This is a genomic window from Plantibacter lichenum (assembly GCF_050587525.1).
Classification (GTDB): domain Bacteria; phylum Actinomycetota; class Actinomycetes; order Actinomycetales; family Microbacteriaceae; genus Plantibacter.
This window is the reverse complement of the sequence record NZ_JBOBFT010000008.1, coordinates 228579-235417: the sequence shown is the minus strand read 5'-3', so window position 1 is coordinate 235417 and position 6839 is coordinate 228579. Positions and strand designations below refer to the sequence as shown.

The 6839-nt window shown below is 68.1% G+C and carries 4 protein-coding genes; 1 reads left to right on the top strand and 3 read right to left on the bottom strand.

The genetic code is table 11. The features are described 5' to 3' along the window. Positions 1–220 precede the first annotated feature (220 nt). Complete coding sequence (gene smc / locus ACQ3HB_RS13145) at positions 221–3853, bottom strand: chromosome segregation protein SMC (protein ID WP_430920506.1); 3633 nt, start codon at positions 3851–3853, stop codon at positions 221–223. 206 nt (positions 3854–4059) lie between these two features. Between smc and ACQ3HB_RS13140 the strand changes: the two genes are divergently transcribed. Then, entirely contained in the window at positions 4060–5139 is a 1080-nt protein-coding gene (locus ACQ3HB_RS13140; RefSeq protein WP_430920505.1) for a GNAT family N-acetyltransferase, read from the top strand. 37 nt (positions 5140–5176) lie between these two features. Here the strand turns inward: ACQ3HB_RS13140 and mutM are convergent, their stop codons facing one another. Together mutM and rnc are read right to left on the bottom strand one after the other, a co-directional pair. Then, positions 5177–6073: a bifunctional DNA-formamidopyrimidine glycosylase/DNA-(apurinic or apyrimidinic site) lyase gene (gene mutM, locus ACQ3HB_RS13135; protein WP_430920504.1), complete on the bottom strand. Its 897-nt coding sequence runs from the start codon at positions 6071–6073 to the stop codon at positions 5177–5179. Continuing rightward, positions 6057–6794, bottom strand: a complete 738-nt coding sequence (rnc, locus tag ACQ3HB_RS13130; protein WP_430920503.1) for a ribonuclease III — start codon at positions 6792–6794, stop codon at positions 6057–6059. The genes mutM and rnc overlap by 17 nt, the downstream gene beginning before the upstream one ends. Positions 6795–6839: the final 45 nt, after the last annotated feature.

Sequence of the window (6839 nt, the reverse complement as noted above, 5' to 3'; positions counted from 1 at the left end):
GCCATGCACTCAGCGTAGCCGGAGCTGGAGACCTTCCGCGCGAAGCACGGGACGGAACCACACGAGGAGAACGACTAAGGTGTGCGTTCTGCCATGCACTCAGCGTAGCCGGAGCTGGAGACCTTCCGCGCGAAGCACGGGACGGAACCACACGAGGAGAACGACTAAGGTGTGCGTTCTGCCATGCACTCAGCGTAGCCGTTCCGACGCAGGACCGAGCTCAGCTCGCGCGCTCCTCCGAGACGCGCTGGCCCACGACCGCCGAGACGCCGTCCTGACGCATCGAGACCCCGTAGAGGGCGTCGGCGATCTCCATCGTGCGCTTCTGGTGGGTGATGACGATGAGCTGACTCGTCTGCCGCAGGTCCTCGAAGATCGTCAGCAGGCGGCCGAGGTTGGCGTCGTCGAGGGCCGCCTCCACCTCGTCCATGATGTAGAACGGGCTCGGCCGGGCCTTGAAGATCGCGATGAGCAGAGCGACGGCCGCGAGCGACCGCTCCCCTCCGGAGAGCAACGAGAGGCGTTCGATCTTCTTGCCGGCGGGCTTCACGGAGACCTCGATGCCCGTCGTGAGCATGTTCTCCGGATCCGTCAGGGTGATGCTGCCCGTGCCCCCGGGGAAGAGGATCGGGAACACCTCGCCGAACGCCGTCTTCGTGTCCTCGAACGCGCTCGCGAAGATGACCTCCATCTTGCCGTCGATGTCCTCGATGATCGAGAGCAGGTCCTTGCGGGTGTTCGTGAGGTCGGTCAGTTGCTCGGTGAGGAAGAGGTGCCGCTGCTCGAGTGCCGCGAACTCCTCGAGGGCGAGCGGGTTCACTCGACCGAGCTGGGCGTACTTGCGCTCCGCTGAGGCGAGCCGCTTCTCCTGCGCGGCACGCACGAACGGGATGCCTGGCACGGGCTCCTGGTCCGTCGCGTCGATCGGTTCCGAAGGCTGCTCGTCCGCCGCGGGAGCGCTGCCGTCTTCGGTATCGGCATCGGTATCGGCATCGGCACCGTCGCTCGATGCGTCGCGGGCGGAGGCTCGTGGCGTCAGCGGGTCGAGCGGCACCAGGGTGTCCGGGCCGTACTCGGCGACGAGCACGTCTTCGACGAGGCCGAGTTCGGCGCCCGCGCGCTCCAAGAGACCGGACAGGTGCAGCTTCTTCTCGTAGATCTGGAGTTCGAGGCCGTGCACGTTCTCGGTGATGACCTGCAGGCGCTGACGAAGGGCCGACTCGTCCTTCCGGAGTTGCACGAGCTCGGCGTTCTGGCTCGCGCGCTTCGCTTCCGCGGCGCTCAGCGACATCCGCGCTTCCGTCACCGAACGATCGACGGAGTCGAGCACGGGAGGCAGGGCTTCGACGACGGACGTCGCCGTCGCGACCTGTCTGGCGCGGATCACGGCACGGCGGGCGGCTTCTTCCGCCGCTGCCCGGTCAGCCTGGCGTCGGCGTCCGAGCGCAACCACTCTGGCCTCCTCGGCGCGGACCCGTTCCTTCGCGGTCTCCAGCTGCAGTCGTGACTGGATCTCCAGCTCGCGGGCCGTATCGAGATCGGTGGACAGGGCGTCCCTCGACGAGACGTCGAGGATCGGGCGGGGACGGGCCCTGGCGATCTCCAGTTCGTCCTTCGCCTTCGCAGCGGCCGCCTCCGCCTCGGTGACGGCGTCCTGGGCGGTGGCCCTCGTCGCTTCGAGCCGGCCGAACTCGGCCTCGGCGGCTTCGAACTGGACCTTGATGCGGTTGACCCGCTCGGCCTGGGCTGCGAGCTGCGAGTCGAATTCGCGCAACGCGGCGAGCGCCGCCTGTGACCGTTCCTTCGATTCCTGCACGATGGCGCGCTGCTCGGCGAGAGCGAACCGGGCACGTTCGATGAGCGATTCGACCTCACCGTGTCGTTCGGCTGCGGCGTCCCGTTCGGCGAGGAGCTCGATGCGGTTCTGCTTGCCCCCACTCCCCCCGCGCAGCAGGAACTCGGTCACGACTTCACCCGTCCGCGTGACGAACGTGAACGGGGCCGCGCTGTCGGCCAAGCGGTCGCGGGTCGCGACGGCGTCGTCGAGATCGTAGACCACGAGGACCTGCGAGAGGATGCCGAGGACACCGGCCGGCGCCTGGACGAGGCTCGCGGCCGAGGTCGTGCCAGAAGGCGGGACGGTCCGATGCTCAGCATCGGCGAGGACGATCTCTACTCGCCCGAGATCGTGTTCGGCAGCGTATTCGAGCGCACGACGTGCGGCCGAGCGATCATCGACGACGGCCGCTTCTGCAAGTGTGCCGAGGGCGGCGGCGATAGCCGATTCGTGACCCGGCTGCACCTGCACGTGGTCGGCGACGATGCCCCGGACGCCGTCGAGCCCACTGGCCGCGAGATCGGCGGAACCCGTCTTGATCTCGAGGGCACGCGACAGCGCACTCGTCTTCGCGCTGAGCGAGTCCCGCTCGCGTTCGAGCACGTGGAGCTGTTCGCGCAGCTGTTCGATCTCCGCCTCGGCCTCGGACACGCGGGCCTGGGCGGCTTCGTAGGCGTCGTCGAGGCCGGAGTCGGTCGGGTCGGAGATCAACGGGTCGTCGTCGAGGGCCGCGTACTCGGTGCGCGCGGCGTCTCGTCGGAGCGTTGCCGCGTCGATCGCGTTCTGTTGACGGAGGAGCTCTCCTCGCACCGCGGCGAGACGGGAGGCCGCTGCATCGGCCTGGCCTCCGAGTTTGCTGACCTCCAGGTCGTGCTTGGAGACGAGCGCGCTCTGAGCGGCGATCTCCAGGTCGACGGCGTCGAGATCGGCCCGTTTCGCGCGCGTGGCGGCTTGGGCCGCTTCGAGCGCTGCTTGCGCCTCCTCGACGGCGGCGCGGAGGAGGACCACTTCGGCGTTCGCGTCGTCCACCATCTGCTGCGTCACACGCGATTCGGTCTGGACGGACTCCGTCTGCGAACCGAGGAGCGCGAGCCGTTGGTTCGCGAGCGTGAAGAGGTTGCGGAGCCGTTCCTGCACGCTCTCCAATTCAAAGCTCACACGGCGGGCCTCATCGACGGCGTCGCCGATCTGCGCCTGCTCGATGCGACTGATACGGAGCTGCGACTGTTCCAGCTGCTCCTGGAGCACGATGCGTTCACTGTGGCGTTCGCTCTCGGTGCGGTTGTAGTCGTCGAGAGCCGTACGGAGCGAGACGACGTCGTCGGCGAGGAGCCGCGCACGCGCATCGCGAACCACTGCGGCGATCGTCTGCGCTTCACGCGCGATCTCCGCCTGGTGGCCGAGCGGTTTGAGCTGGCGGCGGATCTCCCCCGCGAGGTCGCTCAGGCGGGTCAGGTTCGCCTGCATCGCGTCGAGCTTGCGGAGGGTCTTCTCCTTGCGACGACGGTGCTTGAGGATTCCCGCTGCCTCCTCGATGAAGCCGCGGCGATCCTCCGGTGTGGCGTGGAGGACGGCGTCGAGCTGCCCCTGTCCCACGATGACGTGCATCTCACGGCCGAGGCCGGAGTCGCTCAGGAGTTCCTGGACGTCGAGGAGTCGACAGGTGTCGCCATTGATCGCGTACTCGCTTCCCCCGTTGCGGAACAGGGTGCGACTGATCGTCACCTCGGTGTAGTCGATGGGGAGGGCACCGTCGGAGTTGTCGATCGTCAGTGTGACCTCGGCGCGGCCGAGCGGACCGCGCGTCGAGGTGCCGGCGAAGATGACGTCCTCCATCTTGCCGCCGCGAAGCGTTTTCGCCCCCTGCTCCCCCATGACCCAGGCGAGCCCGTCGACGACGTTCGACTTGCCGGAACCGTTCGGACCGACGACGCACGTGACACCCCGCTCGAAGGCGAACGTGGTGGGGCTGGCGAACGACTTGAAACCCTTGAGCGTCAGGCTCTTCAGGTACACGTGCACCTCCCTCTCCGGTCGCGGGATGCTGAACCTACGGTAGCGAACGATCGTCGTCCCGGTGGGCACCCACGCGGCGTGGAACCCTGATCCCGCGGCGAAAGGGACCGCGAATCGCTCTGGCGCATCGGCACTCGGCTGGGTAGTCTGGCAGGCTGCCCGGGACGGACGGCCCGGCTCACGCCGGCGACGAGACGGGAGTCATCGTGACGATCGAGATCAGACCGCTGCTCGTTCCGCGGACGGCGGACGCTCCGGACGCAGCCCAGTTCGCGGAGCAGCAGGACCTTGCCAACGCGTTCGAGCGCGAGGTGTGGGGCAACGACGACTTCGCGATCACGGTCCAGGCCGCGCTGCCCGAGTACCTCGACGAGCAGTTCACGAGGCGGCTCGGCTTCACCGCGCACGAGGGCGACCGCATGGTGGGCCGCGGTGTCGTCGGGATCGAGCTCGATGAGGGCGCGAAGAGCTCATGGTGTTCGATCGGTGTCGTCGCGGACCGCCGCGGGGAGGGCATCGGCACGCTCCTGCTGCGTCACGCGGAGGAGTTGTCGATCGCGGAGGGTCGCCCGGTCGTCCGCAGCTATACGCAGCACTCGGTCGAGTCGGTGACGATCGCTGCCGAGCTGCTGAGCGCGGCGACCGGCGGTCCAGTCATCCCCGCCGACGACTCCGGCGTGCGGTTCTTCCTGGAGCACGGCTACGTCCTCGCCCAGACGGAGCGCACCAACCGATGCCTCGTCGACGAGATCACCGATGACCTTCCGGCACTGGTCGAGGACGGCAGCCGCCGTGCGGGAGCCGACTATGAACTCCGCTTCTGGTTCGGCGAGACCCCTGAGGACCTGCTGGAGAGCATCGCCGCCGCCCATGAGCACATGGCGCTCGACGTGCCCGCCGGTTCATTGCTCGTCGATGCCGAGCACTGGACCCCGGAGCGGGTGCAGTCCCGTGAGCGCGTCCTCATCGACGGCGGTGATCGCCCGCTGTCCGTCGCCGCGGTGGAGCGGTCCACCGGCCAGGTGGCCGGCTACAGCGAGATCATGCTCGCCGACGGCAAGACGACGGGTGAGCAGTACGACACGCTCGTCCTCTCGGGCCATCGTGGGCACGGCCTGGGCCTCTGGATGAAGGCGGCGAACCTGCAGCGGCTCCGCGAGCTCGGGCCGGAGCGCACCGCGATCTACACCTGGAACGCGGACGAGAACGACCACATGCTCGCGATCAACGACCGGCTGCGCTTCCGCGTCGTCGGCTACACGGCCGACTGGCAGCGCGAGCTGTGAGCGCCGAGAGTTCCACAGTCACGTCGCGTTCGCGCGCTCAGCCCGCGACGCGCGGCTGACAGGTTGGGCAGAAGTGGGAGGAGCGGTTCATGAACTGCTCGCGCACGATGGGCGTGCCGCATCGGGAACACGGCTGGCCCTGTCGACCGTAGGCATTGAGGCTGTGGGCGAAGTAGCCGGCCTGACCATTGACGTTGACGTACTGGGCGTCGAAGCTCGTCCCGCCCTCGGCGAGGGCCTTCGCGAGCACAACACGCACCTCGGCGAGCAGCAGGCGAGCCCGCTCCTCGCTCAGCTGTGACGTCGGCTCGTCGTAGTGGACGCGCGCCATCCAGAGCGCCTCATCGGCGTAGATGTTGCCGATGCCGCTCACGAGCGTCTGATCGAGCAGCGCACGCTTGACCCCCGTGCGCTTGGCGCGGATGGCGGCGACGAAGCGATCGTCGTCGAACGCGGGATCGACGGCGTCTCTGGCGATGTGCGCGACCTGGCTCGGGAGGAGCGGCCGGTCATCGCCGAACCCACCGTGGAAACCGTCCTCGGTCTCCACGAGACGATCGACGGCCATCGACCCGAAGATCCGCTGATCGACGAAATGCAGCCAGAGTTCACCGTGCTCGGGATGATCGAGCTGCAGTCGGATGCGGAGGAGCCGGTCCTCGTTCGAACCAGGCGAGCGCAGGAGCATCTGCCCGCTCATGCCGAGGTGCGCGATGAGCGCCCCGCCCTGATCGAGCGGAAACCAGAGGAACTTGCCGCGACGAACCGAGGAACGGATCGTCCGGCCCTCTAGACGACCGATGAAATCGTTCAGTCCGGAAGTATGCCGGCGCACGGAACGGTGGTCGAAGACCTCCACCCCGGCGATGGTCGCGGCCGTGACGGCAGGCTCGAGCCCGGCACGCACGACCTCGACCTCAGGGAGTTCCGGCACTGATCTCGGCCCAGGCGGACAATGCAGCAGCCATCTCGGCGTGCTTCTTGCTGCTGCCGGAACCGGTCGCGGTGATGCGGGTGCCGACGACGACCGTCGCGATGAACCGACGGTTGTGGTCCGGCCCGGTGCTCGCGACCTCGTAGACGGGCGCAGGCGCACCGATGGCGGCCGCGGCCTCCTGCAGGCTCGTCTTGGGGTCCATGGCGGCGCCGAAGCGCTCCGGGTTCTCGACGAGCGGCGCGACGAGGCGCAGCACGAGTGCTGTCGCGGCCTCCGGTCCGGCCGTGAGATACGTGGCGCCGATGACCGCTTCCATCGTGTCCGCGAGGATCGACGCCTTGTCACGACCCCCAGTGAGGTCTTCGCCCTTGCCGAGCTTGACCATCTCCCCGAGACCGATGCCGCGCGCGATCTCCGCGAGCGCGATCGTCGACACGAGACTGGCGCGCCGCTTGGCGAGCTGGCCCTCATCGAGATCGGGGAAATCGCGGTACAGCATGACCGTCACCGCCTGTCCGAGGATGGAGTCCCCGAGGAACTCCAGACGCTCGTTGTGCGGCAATCCGCCGTGCTCGTACGCGAACGAGCGGTGCGTGAGCGCGAGCTCCAAGAGCTCGATCGACACGTCCACACCGAGTTGCTCCGCGAACGCGACAACACCGGGGTCGGGTTCCGATGTGGAACCGACCCCGGTGTGGTCAGAGCTTGACGATGTCATGCGCAATCCTCTGGTCGTGACGCCGCACGACCTGAAAGACAGGTC

What these genes read in the sequence shown, in the direction of transcription:
- rnc (WP_430920503.1), bottom strand. Translation starts at nt 6,794, where the DNA reads ATGACATCGTCAAGCTCTGACCACACCGGGGTCGGTTCCACATCGGAA.